The sequence below is a fragment of the Pseudomonas sp. RL genome (genome assembly GCF_000647775.1).
In the GTDB taxonomy this organism is placed as follows: domain Bacteria; phylum Pseudomonadota; class Gammaproteobacteria; order Pseudomonadales; family Pseudomonadaceae; genus Serpens; species Serpens flexibilis.
The window spans coordinates 52,062-71,498 of record NZ_JBOY01000004.1; the positions used below are offsets into that span (position 1 = coordinate 52,062).

The window sequence follows — 19,437 nt, forward strand, 5'->3', positions numbered from 1 at the left end:
CTGACCATCGGGCTTTCGTGCAGGCACCGACCGGAAGCTCGCGACTGAAGTCGCTCCTACGGGTCCGGTGTGGATCGGCCTCGTAGGGTGGAAAACTCGCGCAGCGATTGTCCACCGCTCCCCCCAGCGCGGTGCCTTGGTGGAAAAGCCTGCGGCGTTTTCCACCCTACGGTGCCGCTCAGCCGATGGTCATCAGGCTTGCGTTGCCCCCCGCCGCCGCCGTGTTCACGCTCAGGGTTCGTTCGATCAGCAAGCGCTCCAGCGGGATGTCCGTGTCGCCGGCCGGCAGGCCGATCACGGCGACCAGCGGACCGTCGCGGCGGGCGAGTTGCTGGCTGATGCCGCGTAGCTGGTCGGCGTCGCCGTGGTGCATCACCGCGTCGAAGGCGACGGCTTCGCCGTTCCAGTCACGAATCAGGCTGATCCGGTCCTGCACGACCCGGGGCAACGCGCCACGCAGCGCGCGGTTGGCTTCGTCGTCGGGCCAGAACAGGTGGTTGCCCACCGCCAGGCCGGCGGCCAGCTGGCAGAGGCGGTCGCCTTCGTCGTTGGCCAGGCTGAGCACGCTCTCCCGGGGCAGCAGCAGGTAACTGTTGCGCTCTCCGGTCGGGCCGTTGAGCACCCGGCTCAGGCCGCTCTGCGAGTCGGCGGCGTAGCGGTCGCACAGCTCCACCAGGGGGCCGCGTTCATGCTGCATCGCCCAGTCGCGCAGGGCGGCCAGCGGTCGGCCGAGCTGGGCGTCCAGTTGCTCGCGCAGGCCGGGGTCGGCGGGGCTCGGTTCGTCGTGGCGGGCGAAGGTTCTGCGCAGGGCATCCTCGGGTCGGCTGGACAGCAAACGGTAGAGGTACAGCGGCCCGCCGGCCTTGGGCCCGGTGCCGGACAGCCCTTCCCCGCCGAACGGCTGCACGCCGACCACCGCGCCGATCATGTTGCGGTTCACGTACAGGTTGCCGGCCTGCACCTGGTCCACCGCCTGGGCGATGGTTTCGTCGATGCGCGTGTGGATGCCGAAGGTCAGCCCGTAGCCAGTGCCGTTGATCTGTTCGATCAGCCGGTCCAGGTTCTCGCGTTGATAGCGCACCACGTGGAGGACCGGACCGAACACCTCGCGGCCCAGCTCCTGGATGCTGTCCAGCTCGATCAGCGTGGGCAGCACGAAGGTGCCGTACTGCAGGTTGGCGCCCACGGTGCGCGCCGCCTGGTGGACGCTGTGGCGCCGCTCGCGCATGGCCTGGATATGCCGTTCCAGGCCGGCCTTGGCTTCGGCGTCGATCACCGGGCCGATGTCCACCGCCAGTTGGTCGGGGTTGCCGAGCCGGTATTCGGCCATGGCGCCCTTGAGCATGGTGAGGATTCGGTCGGCCACGTCCTCCTGCAGGCACAGCACGCGCAGCGCCGAGCAGCGCTGGCCGGCGCTGTCAAAGGCCGAGGCGACCACGTCGGTGACCACCTGCTCGGCCAGCGCCGAGGAGTCGACGATCATGGCGTTCTGCCCGCCGGTTTCGGCGATCAGCGGCACCGGCCGGCCGCGGGCATCCAGACGGCCGGCGAGGTTGGCGGCGATCAGCCGCGCCACTTCGGTGGAGCCGGTGAAGATCACGCCCTTGACCCGCTCGTCGCGCACCAGCGCATCACCCACGTCCTCGCCGCGCCCGGGCAGCAGTTGCAGCGCGCCGCGCGGCACGCCGGCCTGGTGCAGCAGGTGCACGGCCTGGGCGGCGATCAGCGGGGTCTGTTCCGCCGGTTTGGCCAGCACCGTGTTGCCGGCGGCCAGCGCGGCGGCCACTTGGCCGGTGAAGATCGCCAGCGGGAAGTTCCACGGGCTGATGCAGACCACCGGGCCGAGCGGCCGGTGGGTGTCGTTGGCGAAGTCGGCGCGCACCTGGGCGGCGTAGTAGCGCAGGAAGTCCACCGCCTCGCGCACTTCGCCGATGGCGTTGGCGAAGGTCTTGCCGGCCTCGCGCACGGTGATGCCGACCAGCGCCTGCAGGTCGCCCTCGAACAGGTCGGCGGCCCGTTCGAGGATCTGCGCGCGCTGCTCGGGCGGCGTGGCCTGCCAGCCGGCGCCGGCGCGCTCGGCGGCGGCGACGGCATTGCCCACATCCGCCAGGCTGGCCAGCTGCACCTCGCCGACCTGGTCACGCTGGTCCGCCGGGTTGCGCACCGGCAGCGTCTGGCTGCCGTCGACCGGGCCATCCAGCAGTGGCTCGGCGCGCCAGTCCACATGGGCGCCAGCGAGCAACGCGCCGGACAGCGAACCCAGGCGATGCTCGTTGGACAGGTCGAGGCCGAAGGAATTGAGCCGCGCCTCGCCGTACAGCTCGCGCGGCAGCGGGATGCGCGGGTGCGGCAGGCCCAGGGCGCCCTCCCGGGCCGCCAGGCTTTCCGCCTTGGCCACCGGGTCTTCGACCAGCTCGCGCAGGTTGACGTCCGGGTCGGCGATCAGGTTGACGAACGAGGTGTTGGCGCCGTTTTCCAACAGGCGGCGCACCAGGTAGGCCAGCAGCGTTTCATGGGTGCCGACCGGCGCGTAGATGCGGCACGGGCGGTTCAGCTTGCCGTCGGCCACCTTGCCGACCACCTGTTCATAGAGCGGCTCGCCCATGCCGTGCAGGCACTGGAACTCGTACTGGCCGAGGTAGTAGTTGTTGCCGGCCAGGTGATAGATCGTCGCCATGGTATGGGCGTTGTGGGTGGCGAACTGCGGGAAGATGGCGTCCGGCACGGCCAGCAGCTTGCGCGCACAGGCGATGTAGGACACGTCCGTGTACACCTTGCGGGTGAACACCGGGTAACCCTCCAGGCCGTCCATTTGGGCACGTTTGATCTCGCTGTCCCAGTAGGCGCCCTTGACCAGGCGGATCATCAGGCGGTGCCCGCTGCGCCGCGCCAGGTCGATCAGGTGGTCGACCACGTGGAAGCAGCGCTTCTGGTAGCCCTGGATGACGAAACCGATCCCGTTCCAGCCGCGCAGCGACGGCTCGAAGCACAGGCGTTCCAGCAGGTCGAGGGAGATTTCCAGGCGGTCGGCTTCCTCGGCGTCGATGTTCAGGCCGATGTCGTACTGGCGCGCCAATTGGGTCAGGCCGAGCACGCGCGGGTACAGCTCGTTGATCACCCGCTCGAATTGCGCGCGGCTGTAGCGCGGGTGCAGCGCGGAGAGCTTGATGGAGATGCCCGGACCTTCGTAGATGCCGCGTCCGTGGGAGGCCTTGCCGATGGCGTGGATGGCCTGCTCGTAGGAGGCCAGGTAGCGCAGCGCGTCGTCCTCGGTGAGGGCCGCCTCGCCGAGCATGTCGTAGGAGTAGCGGAAGCCCTTGGCCTCCATCTTGCCGGCGTTGGCCAGCGCCTCACCGATGGTTTCGCCGGTGACGAACTGCTCGCCCATCATGCGCATGGCCATGTCCACGCCCTTGCGGATCACCGGCTCGCCGCCCTTGCCGATCAGGCGGTTCAGGGCGCTGGAGAGTCCGGTTTCGGTGTGCGTGGCGACCAGCCGACCGGTGAGCAGCAGTCCCCAGGAGGCGGCATTGACGAACAGGGAGGGGCTCTGGCCGAGGTGCTGCTGCCAGTTGCCGGCGCTGATCTTGTCGCGGATCAGCGCATCGCGGGTGCCCTTGTCGGGGATGCGCAGCAGGGCCTCGGCCAGGCACATCAGCGCCACGCCTTCCTGGGAGGACAGGGAAAATTCCTGCAGCAGCCCCTGCACCAGCCCGGCGCGGCCCATGCCGGCCTTCTGATTGCGCAGGGTTTCCGCCAGCCGGTAGGCCAGGCTGCTGGCCTTGGTGCTCAGCTCGGCGGGCAGGCGCGCCTGCTCGACCAGCACCGGCACCACTTCCGGTTCGGGTCTCCGGTAGGCCGCCGTGATGGCTTCACGCAGTACGGATTGTGGGTGCACGCTTTCGGCGAAGGCCAGGAAGGGCTGGTAACGGACGTCCTCCCGGGGTTCTTCCTCGAGTTCGTCCGGCAGGCTGTCCTCGGGGGTGTCCGGAACGTCGCCGCGCTCGATCTGTTCCATGTACAGGTGGATGGCCTGCCGGATCAGCCAGTTCGGTGTGCGGTCGATCCGTTGCGCGGCGGCTTCAAGCCGCGCGCGAGTGGTGTCGTCGAGTTTCACGCCAAACGTGCTGCTCATGCTCTGCCCTCCGAACCCTGTTGTCGGTACCCCGGCGCTGGATGGCCTGGCGGCCCGGCTGCTCAACCCTCAACCAGTGTAGCTTTCGAAAAAGCGCAGGGGCGGAGGGCGCGCAGGCCTTGTGGGAGCTCAACCGGCGCGGCGGAAGGTCAGGTTGATGCGTTGCGCGCCCAGCAGTGGATGCTGGCCGTCCTTGAGTGCCAGCACGCCGTGATAGCGCAGCCGATCCTCGCCACCCCACACCAGCACATCGCCATGCAGCAGCGACACACGCTCCGGTTTGTCGGCGCGGCGCATGCCACCGAACTGGAAGACCGCCGGCAGGCCCAGGGAGACCGAGACGATCGGGGCGGTGAAGTCGCGTTCGTCCTTGTCCTGATGCAGCGACAGGCGGGTGCCGGGCAGGTAGCGGTTGATCAGGCAGGCGTCGGGCAGGAAGCCGGGAAAACCGGCTGTGGCAGCGGCCTGTTCGGCCAGTTGGCGGAACGCCGGGGGCAGGGGCGGCCAGGGTTGGCCGGTGTCGGGATCGGTCGGGCTGTAGCGGTAGCCGTGACGGTCGCTGATCCAGCCGAGCGGACCGCAGTTGGTCTGCGCCACGGACATGCGCAGGCCGCCCGGCGTGCGCATGTGGCGAAAGGGAGCGGCGGCTTCGATCAGGCGCAGCTCGGCCAGCAGGGTATCGATCCAGGGCTGGGCGAAGCCGCGCAGCAGCCAGGTGGCGGGGCCCAGCTGAAGGCGACCGGACTGGATGGGCTCGGCGAACAGATCGGTGGTCGGGAACATCGGCATAGCCGGCCTCCCTGAGCGGGATATGAGCCAAGTGTACGCCCGGGACCCAGGCGCAGCGTAGGGCGGACATCGCGGTTTTTGTCCGCCCTAGCGTGCACACCGGGCGGTGGACAGTTAAAAGCGATGCCCACCCTATGCCAGCATGCACACCGGACGGTGGACAATGAACAACGATGTCCACCCTACGACTCGTGAATCAGCGCGCGTCGGCAGCCTGCTTGGCTTCCGGCAGGAACCAGTTCATGACCAGCGCGCAGATGCCGCCGGTGGCCACGCCGGACTCCAGCACGCTGCGCAGGCCGGCCGGCAGATGGGCGAGGAATTCCGGCACCTGGGAGAAGCCCAGGCCCAGGGCCAGCGACACGGAGATGATCAGCAGCGCGCGGCGATCCAGGTCGATGCCGGCGAGGATGTTGATGCCCGCCGCCGCCACGGCGCCGAACATCACCAGCGCGGCGCCGCCGAGCACCGGCTCCGGCACCGCCTGCAGCACGCCGGCCACCGCCGGGAACAGGCCGAGGATCACCAGCATGGCGGCCAGCCACATGCCGATGTAGCGGCTGGCGATGCCGGTGAGCTGGATGATGCCGTTGTTCTGGGCAAACACTGAGCTGGGGAAGGTGTTGAAGAAGCCGGCCAGCAGCGAGTTGGCGCCGTTGACCAGCACGCCACCCTTGATGCGCTGCATCCACAGCGGGCCTTCCACCGGCTGGCGGGAGATCTTGCTGGTGGCGGTCACGTCGCCGATGGCTTCCAGCGAGGTCACCAGGTAGATCACCACCATGGGGATGAACAGGCTCCACGACCAACCCAGGCCGAAGTGCAGCGGCATCGGCACCTGGAACAGGTCGGCCTCGCGCATGCCGGTGAAGTCCAGGCGGCCCAGGTAGGCGGCCAGCGCATAGCCGGCGGCCAGGGCGATGATGATGGCGCAGCTGCGCAGCCAGACCACCGGGATGCGGTTGAGGATGACGATCAGCGCCAGCACCACGCCGGAGAGCAGCAGGTTCTCGCCATTGGCGAAGGTGCCGTTGCCCATGGCCGCGTAACCGCCGCCCATGCTGATCAGGCCGACCTTGATCAGCGTCAGGCCGATCATCAGTACCACGATGCCGGTCACCAGCGGGGTGATCAGCCGCTTCACGAACGGCAGCACGCGCGACACGCCCATTTCGATGAACGAGCCGGCGATGACCACGCCGAAGATGGCGGCCATCACGGCTTCCACCGGCATGCCGTCCTTGACCATCAGCACACCGCCGGCGATCAGCGGGCCGACGAAGTTGAAACTGGTGCCCTGCACGATCAGCAGGCCCGCACCGAACGGCCCGAAGCGCCGGCACTGCACGAAGGTGGCGATGCCGGAGATCACCAGCGACATGGAGACGATGATGTTGGTGTCGCGCGGCGACACGCCGATGGCCTGGCAGATCAGCAGGCCCGGGGTGACGATCGGCACGATGATCGCCAGCAGGTGCTGCAGCGCGGCGAGGAAGGCAATCCAGGGGCGCGGACGGTCGTTCAGGCCATAGACCAGGTCATGGCGCGGTTCGGCGGAGGTAGGGGAAGTCATGGCAGAGAGCCCGGCTGTAAAAAGCGGCGGATTCTACTCCTGCCAGGCGGAGGGGGACAGGGTGGGCGCGTTCGGACGGCCCATCCGGGAGCCGCTGCCTGGTGGACAAGGAAAACGTTGTCCACCCTACGGCAAGTTTTGTCCCGCCCAATGAAAACGCCGCTTCCGGGGAAGCGGCGTTCGGGCGAAGCCAGGATCGCTCAGCGGGTGGCTTCGATCAGTTCCTGCTGGGCCTTGGCCGCGCGGAATTCCTCGTAGAGGATCTCTTCGTTCTGCGGCGACAGCTTGCGCTTGCTCTGGCGCATGATGCTGTCGAACAGGCCCTTGGTGGCCTCCGGCTGCATGGCGACCATCACGCACAGGTTGCGCTGGCCGTTGATGTTCACGAAATCCACCTTGGCCGGACGCGAGCCGACGATGTACTCGTTGGCGACCTGGCGCGAAACGGATTCGAAGGTGCTGCCGGTTTCGTTCTGGCCGCCGCCGGTGGAGCTGCGCTGGTATTCCTTGTCCATGGCCTGGACCTTGATGCCGATTTCCTTGGTCAGGCTGGCACGGGCACTGGCGGTGGCCTGGGCGCGGTCCAGGCTGAAGTTGCCGGTGTCACGCACGCAGCTGGTGGAGGCGATGCCGCCATCGACCATCGGCGCCATGACCCAGTCCGGCAGGCTGGCGCTGGTTTCAGCGGGCTTTGTACCGCAACCGGTCAGCACGGCGGCGGTAAGAGCGGTCAGGCAAAACAGCGAAGAGAAACGCTTCATTCGGGAACTCCCTGGGATTTCAGCGGTAAGTCGACGGCACAACGCCGCCAACCGAGGTTGTTATCGACACAGTTACAGCAACCGATAGCCCGGCAGGCGCGAGGCGACCCGCTGGAGGTAGTTGCGGGTTTCCTCGTAGGGCAGCCGGGCGCGCATGTGCTCGAAGTTGGCCTTGGGCGACAGGCGATTGATCTGCTCCGCCGCCTTGTTGATGTTGGTGTTGCCGATATAGCTGCGCGCGACGTTGCCGGCACCGGTGTTGTAGGCGGCGATGGCGCAGTAGAGGCGGCTTTCCGGATCCTTGACGGCCTTCAGGTAGCGGGTCTGCAACAGGTGCAGATAGGCCGCGCCCAGCTGGATGTTCTTGGCCGAATCGTACAGGTAGGACGGTGCCACGACGCGCGACTGGCCGTAGACCAGTTCGGTCGCATCCTTGCCCGCCGAGCCCGGCACGATCTGCATCAGGCCATACGCCGGAATCGGCGAACGCGCCAGCGGATTGAAGGCGCTTTCGGTATGCATCACCGCCAGGATCAGCGCGGGTTCGATCTTCCAGCGGCTGCCCTGCTCGCGCGCCTGGTCGAGGAATTCCCGGGCCTTGTACGCGGGGCGCTGTTCCGGCAGGGGAACCGAAATGGTCACCAGGCCGTTGCTTTGCGTGGTCTCGGCCTGCCCGACCAGCTGCTCGGAGACCTGACGCACCTCCCGCTCGGACGGTGCCGGGGAACTGAACAGCTCGCTGAGCACCGCCTTGTGCTCGCCGGCCGACCGTTCGACCAGGCTCGGCGCGGCCTGGCTGACCGCCTGTTCGACCGCCGCGGTCAGCGGATCGTTGCGGGCGGCATCGGCCACATCGGTGGAAAGCAGGCCGCGCATTTCGCTCAGCAGGCGTGCCCGGTCGGGCCCCCCCGCTTCCGGACGGAAGCTCAGGGTGATGCGGTTCGTCTCGAAGTCCACGACGCGCTGCACCGTCTGATCGCCGCTGTACTCGACCCAGCGGGTCTTGCTGCTCAGTTCGGCATTGCGCCAGTAGGCGGCCAGCTCGCGCTGACGCTCCCGAGCCGCCGCCGCATAGCTGTTGCTGTAGGCGGCAAAGCCGGCGGCCAGCTCACGCTGGTAGGCCTGGAAGTCCGCATCGCGGCCCTGGTTGAACGCCTGTTGCTGGATCTGCTGCGAACGGCGAAACGCCTCGAATTCGCTCTCGGCCCGGGCGCCCGTCAGCGTCAGCCCAGCCAGTGCGCCGAGTGACGTGGTGAGGAAAGAACGTCTGTCCATCCGCTATCCGTTCCTGAAATGCAAAACGCCTGACACCGGCACGTGGCGGGTGTCAGGCTTGATGAATCACATCTTGACGATGTCTCGGATGGTACCGATGTGATCGCCCAGGCCCTTCTTGAACTGCAGGCGGACCGGCTGACCGATGCGAATCTTCTCGGCGATCTCTTCCTCGACGAGGATCCAGGCGGACTCGCTGCCGATCTGGTTGGACACGCGGGCGGTCCCCAGCGAGAAGGTTTCGATGCTGGTCTGGTTGGTCAGCGGGTTGTTCATGCGGGTGACATTGGTGATCTCCACGGTGTCGCCCTGCTTGATGCCGTGCTTGCCACCCAAGGTCACTTTGACGGCCACCTGATCCTTGCTGACGCGCTGTTCGATCACATAGCCAGTAGGCGCGAACTGGTTCTGCAGGTTGGTGCGCATACGTTCCACGGCGCGGGTCGCAGCGTTGCGGGCAAACTGCTCGGCGCCAGTCTGGGAGAGCGCGCAATCCCCGCTGTAACGGACATCCTCGCTGGAATACGTCGAACCGGAGAGCTCTTCGGTGGTTACCGGACGCATGGACGGCATCTTGTAGATGCGCACGCTGCCGGCCACATCGCCGTTGTATTTGCACGAGGGCGCAATGGTTACCGTGTTGCCCTTGTTGTCAACGAAGCGCTTGCCTTCGGTGAACTGGGCGCCTGCAGCCGCCTGGGACACCACGCCGAGGATGGCGAAGTCCGCCACCTGCTCGCCCTGGTACTCCGCCTTGCCGTGCATCTCGGCCAGCGCCAGCTCCTTGCGCAGCTTGTTGGCCAGCTTGCGGTCCACCAGCTCCACGTTGGTGGCCGCCAGGTACTTCTCGATCTCGCTGGCGATGGTGCTGCCGACACGGGCCGACTTGGCCAGCGGGATATCGCCATCCTCGGCCTCGAACACCACGACGCGAGGCTTGCCCCCGGCGAGCTCGGCCTTGCTCGGCATCACATCGCTGTTCAGCAGAGCCCTCGGCTCCATGGCATCCAGGTTCTTGATGGTGGTGGACGAGCAACCGGCCATCGCCAGTGCCATGGTCAGCAACGCTACTTTCTTCATGGTTCCCTCCCCGGGTAAACAAGCCATACAGCTCAGCTGTCCTGTCGATGCAGGACTCAGTTGAGGCGTAGGTCGGTCAGAATCTGCTCGACCCCGCCGGAATTCAGGAACTTGCGCAGGGCGTCTTGGCGCGCCCCGTCGTAACTGATCATCGAGATGCCGTTCAGCCGATAGCTTTTGCGCGCCACCACGCTGTTGCGGTCGTCCAGCAGCGCCACCGAGAGGTCGATGACCGCATTCAGGTTGCCGAACATCTCCTGGTTGGCGACCGTGCCCTTGATCTCCAGTCGTCCATCGGCTCGCCCGGAAGAAACGGTACGCACGTTAAGCGCCTGGCCGATCGCCTCGGCCACGGGCTCAAAGGCCGGAGACGTCTGCAACTGCAGGGTCAGGCTCTGCAGAGCCTGGGCGCAGTCGCGCTGGTAGGTCTCATGGCGCTCCATGGCTGGATTGGCGTCGAAGAAGGTGTCAGCGGTGGACAGCACCAGGGTCAGCAGGCGCGCCTGGTCGATGAGGGCGGGCGCGGCCTGGCAGCCCAGGAAGCGCTGGAAGGGCCGTGCAGTCAGCGTGGGATCCAGACGGCGGCGCAGGTCCGCCTCAACGGTTTCCAGCTGCAGTTGGGTATCGCGGACGAAATCCTCGCGAGACATTTCCACCAGAACGAAATAGCGGCCACCGACCAGTTCGGCCTGGCGAACGTTGTAGGCGGAGAGCTTGATGTCCTGGATATAGGCTTCGACCGTTTCCTGGTAGCTGCGGGTAACGGTATTGCCGGAGATGCCACCGTGGGAAACGGCGTCGCTGCGGATGCGCGTGCTCAGCTTGCCGGCGATGGAGCGCAACGCCTGTTGCGTGGCCTCGTTCAGGTTCGGGCCTTCGCCGACACCGTAAAAGGCGCTGAGGTTGTCCTGGGGCGGGGCGCTGACCCATGCGGGAAGCGCCGCAGCCTGGGCCACAGGCGACAGGCTTGCCAGCACCAGCATGGCCGAAAGACCCCAGACCAGGCGTTGCCGCCGCGTGGCCAACTCCATGTACAGACGCTCCTTTCTTGCGGACTACCCTGCGGGGGGTGATGGCAATGTGATGTTGATGGTGGCGGATTATCATCAGCATCAGCCGCCCTGTCTAGAAAGTTGACACGGGTCACGCTTAGACAAAGAGATGAGAGGAGGTACTAGACGTTACGACGATGGCGTGATCAACAGCCGGATCAGCTGCTGTGAGGGAGTTATCGGGCAGGCGAGGACTTCCGGTTGTCGCCGAGGGGACCGGTGGGAGGGTTTAACGGCCGGCGCTCCGGCCATGCAAGGGCATCAGGCCAGCAGGCTGACCACGTTGTAGCGGTTCAGGTTGGCCTGGCTGACGATGATCTGCGATTGCGCGATATAGCTGTTGGCGCCTGAGCGCAGCACCTTGAGCAGCGAGCCCAGGTAGTTCTGCGCCCACTGCTGCTCGTCACCGTCCAGCTGCTCTCGCAGGAACTGGCGGATGTCCGCTTCACGCTCGCGAATCTGCTCGCGCAGGGCGGCGATGCGGTCCAGGGCGGCGATCACGTTGTCGAGGATGCTGCGCATCTCGCTGGTGGACTCCAGCTGCGAGTCGCTGGGCAGGCCCAGCAAGCCGTCTTCGGCGCTTTCCACACGGGCAAAGCTGTCCTTGGCGAACAGCTTGCCTTCGCCGCGCACGGCCAACTGGTCGCGCAGCGCCGCCCAATCGCTTTCCCGGGCGGAGAACTTCAGCAGACCTTCGTTATCCAGTTCGGCGCGCAGACCGGCCTGGCCCAGGCTGACGTTGAAGCGGCGCAGTACCTGCTCGTCGCTCAGGCCCTCGTCCAGCACCACCGCCAGTGGCTCCGGCAGTTGACGGCCGGCGGTGAACACCAGGGTCTCCTGGCCGGCCTGATGGATCTGGTCGATGGACTCCAGGCCTTGCAGGCTGAAGCGCACACGCACCGGCTCGGTCAACTTGAGCTGGTAACCCGGGTCGATGACGTTGTCATCCAGACGGATGCGCTGCTGCAGGATGGCATTGACTTTCTGCAGCGCCTCGCGGGCGCCATCCATCTCCGCCGCGTTGGCCGAGGGCGCGCTCAGCTGGCGGCCGAGCTTGAGCTTCAGCTGGCTGAGCCGGGCCTGCACCTGGTTCAGGTAGCTGCTGGCCGACTGCATGGCCGACAGCTGCTGATTGAGCTGCAGACCGTAGGTGCTGCTTTGGCGCGGCGCCGACTCGTTGCGCGGCGTTTCCCGCTCGGTGGCCTGGGTGGCGCCGCTGGCGCGTTGCAGGGCGACACCCTTGAGGTCGGACGTCTGCCGATCTAGCGCAAACGGCGTGACGGCCGGCAGTTGCTTGTCAACCTTCATGGTGTCCCCTTCCCTTACATCAGGTCGAACAGATTCAGACTATGCAGCTTCAGGTAGGACTTCTGGGTCGCCTGCAGCGCCACCTGGTAGTTGGCCAGGTCCAGCGAGGCCTTGGCGTAGTCCAAGGAGGACAGCTCACCCTCGATTTTCTGGTTGGCCAGCGACACGTCGGCCTGGCTGTCCTTGAGCAGCGACAGGGTGTTCTGGCGGCCGCCGAGCTCGGTGATCTGGCTGCTCAGGGAGGCGAGGACCTTGTCCAGGCTGCCGATGACGTCGCCGATATCCGGGTTGGGCGCGACGCCGATATTGCCGGGATCATTCAACATCAATTGTGCCAGCTCATGCAGCTGGTTAAGGAAACCCGCTCCTCCGCCCAGTATCTGACGGGCCGTGATGTTGTCCTCGATGAAGACATCATTGGCCACCGCGACCTTGCGCAAACCATCGTTGCCTTGGATGGAGTATGGATTGGCTAACGCCGCGTCGAACGCGATGGCGGCCTGGTTGGTCGTGGTGCCCGAGAAGTAGTAGCGGCCCTCTTCGTCGCGCACGTTCAGGTAGCTGACGAAGGTTTCCTCCAGGGTCAGCAACTCGGCGGCCATGCTGCCCAGGTCTTCGTCCGAGTTGGCGCCGCGGTTGGCCGCCCAGAGCAGCAGGTCGCGGATCTCCAGCAGGGTGTCGGAACCGGCCTGCAGGTTGGTTTCCGCCGCCGACAGGCGCCCGGACAGCGCCTTGATGTTGCTCTGGTACTGGTTGAGATTGGCTTCTTCCCGGGCGATGCGCAGCAGGCGCACGCTGGCGATGGGATCGTCCGACGGCACGATGATGCGATCGCCGGTGGCCATCTGTTGCATCAGCTTGCCGGTGGCGGCCGCGTTGATGCCCAGCGAGCTGTTCATGATGGCGTTGATCTGGGCGTTGGTGATACGCATGGGGCAGTCTCGCTGGCGGATCAGAACATGCCCAGCACGCTGTCGAACAGCGCACCGGCGGTGGTGATGACCTTCAGGTTGGCCTGGTAGGCCTGCTGGTAGTTCATCAGGTTGACGCCTTCCTCATCGAGGTTCACGGCGCTGATGCTGTCGCGCTGCGACTGGGCCTGGGCTTGCACCGACTTCGACGTCTCGGCATCGGCCTGGCTCTGGCGGCTGGCGCTGGCGACACCGCCAAGCAGGGTGGCGTAGGCGTCGTTGAGGGTAACGTTGGCAGTTGCTCCGCCGATGGTGATGCCGGGAACCGTCTGGTTCTTGAGGGTCAGCAGTTCCAGGAGCTTGACGTTGTTGCCGGGTTCCGCGGCGTTGGAAGAAAATGCTAGCTCCTCCGGCGCCAGATCCTTGACCTCAAGGACTTGGGAAATGCTGCCTGCCTTGTAGGTGAACAGGTCCTGCCCGGGATTACCATTCACGTCAAAGGCGCCGGTATTCAGCACGCCATTGAACAGATCGGCGATGCCCTTGGCGATCTGGCCTACCGTCTCTTGCGTCGCGCGCAGCGAGTTGTATTCGGCATCGTGCAGGCCGCCCAACTGGCCGCCCCAAGCAACATCCACGCCCAGCTTAAACTCGGTACCCGCGAAGGTAAGGGTAAATTCCTGATCCTTGGTGGCATTGTTCTCGAGCGCCACCCTGGCCGCCGTGGGCCCTGCCACCAACGGCTCGCCGTTGGCCAGCGACAGGCTGAAGCTGCCATCGGCCGCTTCCTGCACGCGCACGTCCGCCAGCTCGGCCAGGTCCTGCACCAGCGCGTCACGCTGGTCGCGCAGCGCCTTGGCATCGCCGTTACTGGCCTCGACATGGGTGATGCGCTTGTTGAGCAGGGCAATGTTCTCGGTCAAGCCGTTGAGCTCGACAACAATGGCCTCACGTTGGCCGCGCAGACCATTTAGCTGGGCTTCGATGTTGTTGCTCAGGCCGTTGACGCGCTGGGCCAGCGCCTTGGCCTCGTTGAGAATCTGCTGACGCAGTGCAATCGAGTCGGGCGTCGAGGTGGCCTCGCTGAGTGCGGCGTAGAAGTTATCCAGGCCGCCACTGATGTTGGCACCCTCGCTGGCCATCAGCGATTCCAGTGAATCCAGGTACTTGCTGCGCGTCTCGTTCAAGCCCTGGTCTGAGGTCGCGCGCCACAGCTGCCGATTGACGAAGTCGTCGGCGATGCGGCGAATGTTGTTGACCTGCACGCCACGACCGCTGCTCAGGGCGGTATGCCCGCTCAGCGAGCCCATTTCCACGCCCAAACGGCTGTAGCCGGGGGTCTTGACGTTGGCGACGTTCTGGCCGGTGGCGGTCAGCGCCACCTGCATGGCGCGAACGCCGCTATAGCCGATCTGGCTCAAGAGACTCACGAGCGATTCTCCTTGGTGTCAGGGCGAATCGGCAGGGCAAAGGCCGCCGATGCGTGCGTGGACGCACCGCTGGGTGGGTCTATCCCGACCGGGTCCGTCATCTGTTGATCCTGAAAGGCGACCGCATCGTCCGCGGACTTAAATGTCCCCGTTTGCGACCAGCTGCCGCCAATCGGCGCCTGCATGGCCTGGCTGGGTCGTGGCTCGCCTCCCATCTGTTCGACGATCATGCTGGCGATGCCGGTCTGGCGCTGGCCGGCCAGGTGCTCGGCCAGTACTTCGTCATAGAAGTCACGCATGGTGTCCAGCTCGCGACTGCGCATCAGGCTGTCCTCGGACAGCACATCGCCGGCCTTGCGCATCTGCTTGAGGATCTGCTGCAGGAACATCGCCTCGAACTGCTCGGCGGCCGCCTGCAACTGGTCATTGCGCGAGATGCCGGTCACCTCGGGATTGTTGCGCCAGCTCTGCAGGCTGCCCGGAAGGGAAAGAATGCTCATGGTCAGATCACGATCAGTTCGGCGTTGAGCGCCCCGGCGCGTTCCAGCGCCTGGAGGATGCTCATCACATCATCCGGGGTGGCGCCCAGGCTGTTCACGGTGTTGATGATGCTGTCCAGGCTGGCCCCGTCAGGCCACTTGAACATGGCGTTGCGATCCTGGGCGACTTCCACCTGCGAGCGCGGCACCACGGCCGTCTGGCCCTCGCTGAAGGGAGCCGGCTGGCTGACCTGCGGGGTTTCGCTGATGGTGACGGTGAGGTTGCCATGGGCAACGGCGGCAGCCTTGACGCGCACACCCTCGCCCATGACCACCGTGCCGGTGCGGCTGTTGAATACCACCTTGGGACGTTCGCGGCCTTCGTCGACATCGATCATTTCCAGCAGCGCCATGAAGCTCATGCGCTGGGTACTGGTGACCGGGGCACGCACCGAAACCTTGGTGGCGTTCAGGGCGCTGGCCACGTTGCCGCCGATCTGGTCGTTGATCGCCCGCACGATGTTGGTGACCGTCTGGAAACCGGGATTGCGCAGGTTGAGCATGACCTCCGGGCGGTCGGCGAAGTCGCTGTCGATGCTCCGCTCGATGGTGGCGCCGTTGGGCACCCGGCCGGTGGTGGCGCTGTTGATCGCCACGCTGGAGCCGCTGTTGCCTTCGGCCTTCAGGCCGCCGACCACCAGGTTGCCCTGGGCCAGCGCGTAGACCTCGCCATCAACGCCGCGCAGCGGAGTGAGCAGCAACTGGCCGCCACGCAGGCTCTTCGCATCGCCCAGCGAAGAAACCGTCACATCAATGGTCTGCCCCGGGCCGTAGGACGGCGGCACGCTGGCGGTGACCGTGACCGCGGCGACGTTCTTCAGCTTGGGGTCGACGTTGGGCGGCAGGTTGACGCCGAACTGCTGGATCAGGTTGGTCACCGACTGGCTGGTGAACTTCACCTGGTTCTTGTCACCGGTGCCGTCCAGACCGACCACCAGGCCGTAACCGATGAGCTGGTTCTCGCGAATGCCTTCGACATCCACCAGATCCATCAGCGGCACCGCCCGCACGGCGGCGGGCAGCATCAGCAGGAACAGGAGGGGAAACAGCTTGCGCATGGCATACACCGTCAGAAGGGGAACCAGGGGCTGGTGAAGAAGCGCGTCAGCCAGCCGGCAGAGTTGCTGTCGTTGAGCACGCCCTTGCCGGCGTAGGAAATGCGCGCATCGGCGATGCTCTGGGAGGACACCTGGTTGTAGCGGTTGATGTCCTCGGGTCGCACCAGGCCGCTGAGGCGGATGAACTCGTCACCCTGGTTCAGGCGCAGGCTCTTCTCGCCACGCACCAGCAGCACACCGTTGGGCAGCACTTGATGCACGGTCACCGCAATGGCGCCAGCCAGGCTGTTCTGTTGCGAACTGCGCGCCGAGCCGGTGAAGTCACGCTCGCCGCTGGCCGAACTTTCCAGACGCTCGTAGGTGTTTCCGAACAAGGTGGGGATACCAATGCCGACCGAGGCCTCCTTGCCGAAGCTGGTGCCGGCGCTCTTGCTCGACTGGGTCTGCTCGTTGAGCACCACGGTCAGGATGTCGCCCACCTGGAAGGCGCGCTTGTCGTACATCAGCGCGCTGCCGTTGCCGCGATAGAGGCCGCCGGCAACCGGCTTGGGCTGCTGGTAGTCCAGGGCCGGCGGCTGGTAGAGGCTGGCATCCTCGGTCTCTTCGCGCAGCTCGTGAAAGCTGGCGCAACCGCCGAGCAGCAGCGCAAGGGTGAGCGTCAGGGTGCGTTTCATGGCCATCACACGGACTGGTTGAGGTACTGCATCATGCCCGAGCTGGCATCCAGCACCTTGGCGTTGGCCTCGTAGGCACGCTGGATGGCGATCATCTGCACCATGGCTTCCACCACCTGGACGTTGGAGCCTTCCAGGGCGTACTGCTTGAGCTGGCCGAGGCCGTCGGTGCCGGCCACGCCTTCCACCGCCTCGCCGCTGGCGGCGGTTTCGCGGTAGAGGTTGCCGCCCAGGGCTTCCAGGCCGGCCGGATTGACGAAATTGACCAGCAGGATCTGGCCCAGCTCTTCCTGCTGTCCCTGGGCATTGGTGATGGTCACGGTGCCGTCACTGCCCACGTTGAAATTGGTGCTGCCTTCGGGCACCACGATCTGATCGACCAGCGGCAGGCCCTGGGAATTGACCAGCAGACCCTCGGCATTCAGATGCAGTTGACCATTTTCGGTGTAGTAGGTCTCGCCATCAGCGCCTTCGACGCGGAAGAAGCCTCGACCGATGATGGCCAGGTCCATCGGCTGGCCAGTGGTCTGGATGTTGCCTTCGGTGAAGATCTTCTGGGTACCGACCACGCGTACGCCGTTGCCCAGCTGCAGGCCGGACGGCACGGTGTTGATCTGGTCCGCCTGGGCACCCGGCTGGACCTCGATGGAATAGAACAGGTCCTCGAAGACCGCGCGGTCGCTCTTGAAGCCCGTGGTGTTCACGTTGGCCAGGTTGTTGGCCACGGTGGTCATCGCCGTGTCCTGGGCGATCAGGCCGGTCTTGCTGACCCAGAGTGCTGAACTCATCTGTCGATCCTCTCTTCAAAGCCGCCCCGGCGTTACCGAAGCGGGGAAATCCGCTGCTCGTCCCCCTCTCCCATCAAGGGGAGAGAGGGGTTGCCGCTTAGCCGCGTAGCAACCGGTTGCCGGCCTCGGCCAGCGTGGTGGCGGCCTTCATCATCTTCACCTGGGTCTCGAACAGGCGGCTCAGGCTCATGGTGGAGACCAGTTCGTTGATCGCCGAGACGTTGCTGGACTCCAGGTAGCCGCTGGCCAGGGCCACGGTTTCACTGGCTTCCAGAGGCTCGTTGTCACGCGCCATCAGCAGGCCCTCGGGGGTCTTCACCAGGTCGACGCCCTGGCTGTCGACGCGCTTGAGGCGTCCGACCTCGACCATCAGGAAGTCGCCGCGCGGCAGCACGGAAACGGTGCCATCGCTGCCGATGTGCAGCTGGTCGTACTCGGGCAGCACCAACGGGCCACCCTCACCGAGCAGCACGCGGCCGCCAACGGTGAGCTGCATGTCGGCATCCACCTGCAGACTGCCCTGACGGGTGTAGGCCTCGCCGGCACCGTGCTGCACCGCCAGCAGGCCCTGGCCCTGGATGGCCACGTCCAGTGCCCGGCCGGTGAAGTTCAGCGGGCCGGGGCTCAGGTCGACGCCGTTGTTCTCGACCCGTGCCATATGCCGGCTGTCGTAACCCTGGCCTGCCACCTGCACGGCGGCGGCGCGTTCCATGTCGGCGCGAAAGCCGGCGGTGTTGACGTTGGCCAGGTTGTTGGCGTGAATCTGCAGCGCCTGCATGCTGCGGTTGGCCGCAGTCATCGCCGTGTATCCGAGACGATCCATGGGTCAGCCGCCTTACATCGCGCTGAACAGGATCTGGTCGAGATCCTTCTGGGTGGAAATGACCTTGGTGTTGGCCTGGTAGTTGCGCTGGCCCTGCATCAGGCTCACCAGCTCCTCGGTCAGGTCGACGTTGGAGTTCTCCAGGGTGCCGGCATTCACCGTACCGAACTGGGCCACGCCAGGCGCGCCGGTCAGCGCGTCACCCGAATCGGTGGTGGCGGTCCAGGCGGTCCCGCTGACGTTCTTCAGCCCTTCCGGGTTGATGAAGCTGGCCAGCACCACCTGGCCCTGCAGCTGGCTCTGGCCGTTGCTGTAGTTGACGAACACATTGCCCTTGCTATCGATGCCGATGCCGGTCTGCTCGCCAGAGGTGTAGCCGGACGCCAGGTTGGTGGAGACGCCGAAGTTGGTGCCGTACTGGGTGGTACCGGTGTAGTCGATGGCAACACTTAATGCATCCGCCCCGGCTGGAGCAGCTGTAACCGTCACAGCTCCCGCCGGGCCAGTGAGAGTGCCGTCAGAGTCGAAGTTCAGGGTCTGGGGGTTAGCACCGCCCATCAATGCACCACCCAGGTAATAGTGGGCTTCCCACTCGTTGGCGGTGCCGGTTGCAACGAAGTACTGGGTCAAGGTGTGCTCCTTGCCCAGCGAGTCGTAGACCTTGGTGGTGTAGGTGGAGTTGTACGACTTGGGGTCGGCCGGACTGAAAGTAATGGGCGCACCCAGGCCGTCCACCGGTTGTTTCATATTCGCGTCCAGGTTGGCCACGAACTCAACGCTGTCGGTGGCCCGCGCCGGCAGGGTCGCCGCCTTGATGCGCAGGTCGCCCAGGCTGCCAGTCAGCAGGTTGCCGTTGGCATCGGTGGGATAGCCCTGCAGCTTCTGGCCGGCCTTGTTGACGATGAAGTTGGCCGAGTCGGTGCCGAACACGCCGGCGCGGCTGTACTGGGTCTCGCCATTGGTGCCCTTCACCACGAAGAAGCCACCGCCGGAAATGGCCAGGTCCAGGGTGCGGCCGGTGTTGATCAGCGCGCCGCCCAGGCTGATGCTCTGGGTATTGCCCAGCACTTCCACACCCATGGCCTGGGTGTCGGCGTACACGCTGCCGAACTCGGTGCGCGAGGACTTGAAGCCGGTGGTGCTGGAGTTGGCGATGTTGTTGCTGACGGTGTTCAGCTGTTCGGAGACGGCGTTCAGGCCGGTCAGGGCGATGTTGAAGCTCATGGTCTTCCCTCGATGAT

The 19,437-nt window shown here is 65.7% G+C and carries 15 protein-coding genes and 1 pseudogene; all 16 read right to left on the bottom strand.

The genetic code is table 11. The features are described from left to right. Positions 1–178: 178 nt before the first annotated feature. Positions 179–4,135 (bottom strand): trifunctional transcriptional regulator/proline dehydrogenase/L-glutamate gamma-semialdehyde dehydrogenase, encoded by a 3,957-nt coding sequence (gene putA / locus AS93_RS0101120; protein ID WP_027588855.1) that lies wholly within the window; start codon positions 4,133–4,135, stop codon positions 179–181. A 129-nt stretch (positions 4,136–4,264) separates the two neighbouring features. Beyond that, the gene (gene alkB, locus AS93_RS0101125) at positions 4,265–4,924 is read right to left on the bottom strand and encodes a DNA oxidative demethylase AlkB (protein WP_081798181.1); all 660 of its coding nucleotides are present in this window, start codon (positions 4,922–4,924) and stop codon (positions 4,265–4,267) included. 196 nt (positions 4,925–5,120) lie between these two features. After that, the gene (locus AS93_RS0101130; protein WP_027588857.1) at positions 5,121–6,497 is read right to left on the bottom strand and encodes a uracil-xanthine permease family protein; all 1,377 of its coding nucleotides are present in this window, start codon (positions 6,495–6,497) and stop codon (positions 5,121–5,123) included. A 200-nt stretch (positions 6,498–6,697) separates the two neighbouring features. Next, positions 6,698–7,258: a hypothetical protein gene (locus tag AS93_RS0101135; protein ID WP_027588858.1), complete on the bottom strand. Its 561-nt coding sequence runs from the start codon at positions 7,256–7,258 to the stop codon at positions 6,698–6,700. 72 nt (positions 7,259–7,330) lie between these two features. Beyond that, positions 7,331–8,533 carry a transglycosylase SLT domain-containing protein gene (locus AS93_RS19885; RefSeq protein WP_051587299.1) on the bottom strand — a complete coding sequence of 401 codons (1,203 nt, stop codon included), beginning with the start codon at positions 8,531–8,533 and terminating at the stop codon, positions 7,331–7,333. 66 nt (positions 8,534–8,599) lie between these two features. Next, complete coding sequence (locus AS93_RS0101145) at positions 8,600–9,613, bottom strand: hypothetical protein (protein ID WP_027588859.1); 1,014 nt, start codon at positions 9,611–9,613, stop codon at positions 8,600–8,602. Positions 9,614–9,669: 56 nt separating this feature from the next. Further along, the gene (locus tag AS93_RS0101150) at positions 9,670–10,644 is read right to left on the bottom strand and encodes an LPP20 family lipoprotein (RefSeq protein ID WP_027588860.1); all 975 of its coding nucleotides are present in this window, start codon (positions 10,642–10,644) and stop codon (positions 9,670–9,672) included. A 282-nt stretch (positions 10,645–10,926) separates the two neighbouring features. After that, the gene (locus AS93_RS0101155; RefSeq protein WP_027588861.1) at positions 10,927–11,973 is read right to left on the bottom strand and encodes a hypothetical protein; all 1,047 of its coding nucleotides are present in this window, start codon (positions 11,971–11,973) and stop codon (positions 10,927–10,929) included. Positions 11,974–11,987: 14 nt separating this feature from the next. Then, positions 11,988–12,905: a flagellar hook-associated protein FlgL gene (gene flgL / locus AS93_RS0101160; RefSeq protein ID WP_027588862.1), complete on the bottom strand. Its 918-nt coding sequence runs from the start codon at positions 12,903–12,905 to the stop codon at positions 11,988–11,990. A 20-nt stretch (positions 12,906–12,925) separates the two neighbouring features. After that, the gene (gene flgK / locus AS93_RS0101165) at positions 12,926–14,314 is read right to left on the bottom strand and encodes a flagellar hook-associated protein FlgK (protein ID WP_027588863.1); all 1,389 of its coding nucleotides are present in this window, start codon (positions 14,312–14,314) and stop codon (positions 12,926–12,928) included. 212 nt (positions 14,315–14,526) lie between these two features. Beyond that, a pseudogene (locus AS93_RS20490) lies at positions 14,527–14,814 on the bottom strand (rod-binding protein); the annotation flags it as partial. Positions 14,815–14,816: 2 nt separating this feature from the next. Then, entirely contained in the window at positions 14,817–15,911 is a 1,095-nt protein-coding gene (locus tag AS93_RS0101175; RefSeq protein WP_027588865.1) for a flagellar basal body P-ring protein FlgI, read from the bottom strand. 11 nt (positions 15,912–15,922) lie between these two features. Then, complete coding sequence (flgH, locus tag AS93_RS0101180; RefSeq protein ID WP_027588866.1) at positions 15,923–16,585, bottom strand: flagellar basal body L-ring protein FlgH; 663 nt, start codon at positions 16,583–16,585, stop codon at positions 15,923–15,925. Between the two features lie 5 nt (positions 16,586–16,590). Continuing rightward, positions 16,591–17,373, bottom strand: coding sequence for a flagellar basal-body rod protein FlgG (flgG, locus tag AS93_RS0101185; RefSeq protein WP_027588867.1), 783 nt, complete (start codon positions 17,371–17,373; stop codon positions 16,591–16,593). A gap of 97 nt (positions 17,374–17,470) precedes the next feature. Further along, on the bottom strand, positions 17,471–18,196 hold the full coding sequence (locus tag AS93_RS0101190; protein ID WP_027588868.1) for a flagellar basal body rod protein FlgF: 726 nt from the start codon (positions 18,194–18,196) through the stop codon (positions 17,471–17,473). 12 nt (positions 18,197–18,208) lie between these two features. Next, a complete protein-coding gene (gene flgE, locus AS93_RS0101195; RefSeq protein WP_027588869.1) occupies positions 18,209–19,420 on the bottom strand; it encodes a flagellar hook protein FlgE in 1,212 nt (403 codons plus the stop codon). Positions 19,421–19,437: the final 17 nt, after the last annotated feature.